Raw genomic sequence first — 3,449 nt, forward strand, 5'->3', positions numbered from 1 at the left:
TCGGTGGTGATGCTCGGGGCGCTCAACCCGGCCCAGGGGCACGCCCGGCAGGTGGAGATGCAGTTCCTCTCGCTGTTCGTCTCGCTGCCGATGGCGGCCGTCACCGCGCTGGTGCCGACCGTCCGGGGGCTGGAGGGCTCGGCGGCGCGCGCACTGTGCGCGGTGGCCCGGCCGGAGGAACTGGCCGCCGGGCCGGCCCGTGGGTGGGCGGCGCGGTGGCGCACCGCGCTCTGGTTCGTGCTGCACGTGTTCTTCGGCGGGGTCGTCGCCGGGATGACGCTGGCCGGGGCGCCGTTCGCGGTGGTGCTGCTGTTCGGCTTCAGCGGGGCCCAGGACCTCATCCGGTTCTGGGAAGATCGTTTCCCCGGCTGGATACTGACCGGCCCCACCCTGGGACTCGCCGTCCTGCTGCTGATCCTCGCCGCCAACGCCGCCTGCGGCGCGCTGCTGGCCCGCCTGGCGCCCACGCTGCTCGGCCCGACCCCGGAGGAGCGGCTGGCCACCGCCGAGCGCCGGGCCACCGTGCTCGCCCAGCGCAACCGGCTGGCCCGCGAGCTGCACGACTCGGTCGGACACGCGCTCAGCGCGGTCGGCATCCAGGCCTCGGCGGCCGCCCGGGTGCTGCGCACCGACCCGGACTTCGCGGCCGAGGCGCTGCGGGCGATCGAGGAGACCGCGCGCTCGGCCGTCGCCGAACTGGACACCGTGCTCGGGCTGCTGCGCGAGGAGGAGGCCGCCACCGACGCCGCCGCCACCGACGCCACCGCCGGACCGGCCGGCCCGACCCTCGCCGGGCTGGACGACCTGCTGCGCCAACTCGCCCGCACCGGCGTGACGGTGGACGCCGAACTGGCCCCGGGCCTGGGCGCGCTGCCCGCCGAGGTCTCCCGCGAGGCGTACCGGATCGTGCAGGAGGGCTTGACCAACGTGCTGCGGCACGCCGGGCCCGCCCCGGCCGGGCTGCGGGTCGCGCTGGACGCGGGCCGGCTGGAGATCGAGCTGACCAACCCGCTCGGCCCCGCCCGCCCGAGCCGCCCCGGCGGCGGGCGCGGCCTGCGCGGGATCGGGGAACGCGTGACGACCCTGCGCGGCGGCAGCAGCGCGGGGCCGAGCGAGGACGGGACGACGTGGCGGCTGGTCGTCTGGCTGCCGGTGGGAGGAACTGCGCGATGAACACGGGGAAGAGGGGACGATGAGTACGGGGAAGAACGGCGTGGAGGCGGCCGGCAGCGGTCAGGACGGCATCCGCGTGGTCATCGCGGACGACGAGCGGCTGGTCCGGATGGGCCTGCGGGTGGTGATCGACGCCGAGCCGGACCTCACCGTGGTCGGCGAGGCCTCCGACGGCGCAGAGGTCGTCCCGCTGGTGCGCGAACTGCGCCCGGACGTGGTGTTGATGGACGTCCGGATGCCCGGCATCAACGGGATCCGGGCCACCGAGCAACTGGTCGGCGGCATGGCCGAGCCACCGAGGATCCTGGTGGTCACCACCTTCGAGCACGACGACCACGTCTACGACGCGCTGCGCGCGGGCGCGGCCGGATTCCTGCTGAAGCGGGCGCGGGCGGAGGAGATGGTGCAGGCGTTGCGGCTGGTCGCGCGCGGGGACTCGCTGCTGTTCCCGGCGGCCGTACGTGAACTCGCGCTGCGGCACGGCACGGACGTCCGCCGGGCGGCCGCCGCGGACCACGGGCCGATCGGGCGGCTGACCGAACGGGAGGGGCAGGTGCTGCGGCTGATGACCGCCGGGCTCAACAACGGCGAGATCGCGCGGCAACTGGTGGTCAGCCAGGAGACGGTGAAGACCCATGTCGGCAGCGTGCTGGCCAAGTTGGGGGCGCGGGACCGCACCCAGGCGGTGATCGCGGCGTACGAGTCGGGGTTCGTCCTGCCGAGGTGACGGACGGAGTGACGGCCTGAACGGCGGCTGAAGTGCCGGACGGAGTGACGGACGGAGTAGCGGGCGGAGTAACGGACTGACTGACGGTTGAAGCGGCGGTCGGGGCGGCGGCCGGGGCTCTCGCGCGCAGGTTCCATGTGGTCGGGACCAACGAGTAGAGTGCGACCTTCCCCTCCCAAACCGTCCGATACCTCCCGTATCGGCTGAAACGAACTGGCGGTCGCATGACAGTCCGGACCCGTCCCGCGCTGTGGTGGCGCATGGGCATCGTGCTCTCGGCGGGCCTCGGCCTGTCCCTCGGGACCGCGCCACTGGTGTACTTCACCGTGCAGAGCAACGTGATCGTGCTCGGCTACTTCATCGGCGCGGTGTACTGGATGACCAAGCGCGGCACGGTGGACGCGCCCGCGCCCCGGCTGCGCGGCGCCGCCACGCTGTACATCCTGATAACCGGGCTGGTCTCGCACATCCTGCTCGAGCACGGCGCCAACCCGCTGCCCGGGCTGTTCAGCGGGCCGGACCGGCTCGCGCACTGGTCCTCCTTCTTCCTGCACTACGTGACGCCGGTCATGGTGATCATCGACTGGCTGACGCTGAAGCCGCGCAACGCGTCGGCCTGGAAGGACATACCGCTCTGGCTGGCCTTCCCGCTCGGCTACGCGGCGATCGTGCTCACCCGCAACGCGCTGTTCGACAACTACCCGATGCCGTACCCGTACTTCTTCTTCGACCCGACCACCAAGGGCTACGGCTACGTCTGGGGTCAGATCGCCCAGCTGACCGTCGAATTCGTCGTGCTGGCCGCGCTCGTGGTCGGGCTGGACCGGCTGGGCACACTGGCCGCGGCCAAGTTGCGGCCCACGCCCACGGCGTAGCACGACGCGGCGGCCGACCCCGGAACCGGCAGGGCCTCAGATCCGCCAGGCGCGGATCCGGTCGGCCGCCGCGTACACGTCGGCCTCGCCCTCGGCGATGTCCCGGGCCAGCTCGACCAGGGCCCCGTACGGCGGGTCGATCCCCTCTCCGGCCGCGTGCATGTACGCGGCCGTCGTCACGCAGGCGTACAGGTTGTTGCGCACCGGCAGCGGGCGCAGCAGCACGATGGTGTGCATCAGGGTGGCCGCACACCAGGCGGGGTCGGCGTCGTGGCCGAGTTGGGCGGTGTTCACCCGGTGCCGGGCGACGGCGGCCTGCAGGGCCGAGTAGTCGCGCACGCTGAGGTCCTCCGGGGAGGCCAGCTCCTGCACGTCGAGCAGCCAGCGCAGGTCGACGTGCAGCAGCATCCCCGCACCCCACCCGCCGTCGGCGCTCACGCGGCGGGGGCGTCCTCCGGGAACGCGGCGTCGAACTCCGCCTGGTGCGACTTCCAGAACGCCACCGCGTGGTCCACGAACACCCGGCGCTGCTGCTCCCGCACGCTCAGGTCGTGGACGTACGCCTTCACGCTCTTGCCGTCCGCGGCGGCGGCCTCGCGGATCGCGGCGAGCTCGTGCTCCGTGTACTCGATGTTGAGCGCTGGCATGCCGCCGATGGTACTGGAGCGTACGGG

Annotated in this window: 5 protein-coding genes; 3 read left to right on the plus strand and 2 right to left on the minus strand. The window is 73.1% G+C overall.

Annotated features, from left to right (window positions below; genetic code table 11):
- The 3 genes from J0670_RS33485 to J0670_RS33495 all read left to right on the plus strand — a co-directional run.
- Positions 1–1,173, plus strand: a 1,173-nt coding sequence (locus J0670_RS33485) for a sensor histidine kinase (RefSeq protein ID WP_243437891.1), incomplete at its 5' end; no start/stop codon positions are given.
- A 19-nt stretch (positions 1,174–1,192) separates the two neighbouring features.
- Positions 1,193–1,900 (plus strand): response regulator transcription factor, encoded by a 708-nt coding sequence (locus J0670_RS33490; RefSeq protein WP_207815997.1) that lies wholly within the window; start codon positions 1,193–1,195, stop codon positions 1,898–1,900.
- 224 nt (positions 1,901–2,124) lie between these two features.
- On the plus strand, positions 2,125–2,775 hold the full coding sequence (locus tag J0670_RS33495; protein ID WP_207815998.1) for a Pr6Pr family membrane protein: 651 nt from the start codon (positions 2,125–2,127) through the stop codon (positions 2,773–2,775).
- Positions 2,776–2,811: 36 nt separating this feature from the next.
- Here J0670_RS33495 and J0670_RS33500 read toward each other — a convergent pair whose 3' ends face one another.
- Together J0670_RS33500 and J0670_RS33505 are read right to left on the minus strand one after the other, a co-directional pair.
- Positions 2,812–3,183 carry a toxin Doc gene (locus tag J0670_RS33500; protein WP_207815999.1) on the minus strand — a complete coding sequence of 124 codons (372 nt, stop codon included), beginning with the start codon at positions 3,181–3,183 and terminating at the stop codon, positions 2,812–2,814.
- A 26-nt stretch (positions 3,184–3,209) separates the two neighbouring features.
- On the minus strand, positions 3,210–3,449 hold a 240-nt coding region (locus tag J0670_RS33505), incomplete at its 5' end, for a hypothetical protein (RefSeq protein ID WP_243437892.1).

It is taken from the genome of Streptomyces sp. FH025, assembly GCF_017427025.1.
Classification (GTDB): domain Bacteria; phylum Actinomycetota; class Actinomycetes; order Streptomycetales; family Streptomycetaceae; genus Kitasatospora.

Coding starts and splice junctions, on each gene's coding strand:
- J0670_RS33490 (WP_207815997.1), top strand. CDS start 1,193: ATGAGTACGGGGAAGAACGGCGTGGAGGCGGCCGGCAGCGGTCAGGAC.
- J0670_RS33495 (WP_207815998.1), top strand. CDS start 2,125: ATGACAGTCCGGACCCGTCCCGCGCTGTGGTGGCGCATGGGCATCGTG.
- J0670_RS33500 (WP_207815999.1), bottom strand. CDS start 3,183: ATGCTGCTGCACGTCGACCTGCGCTGGCTGCTCGACGTGCAGGAGCTG.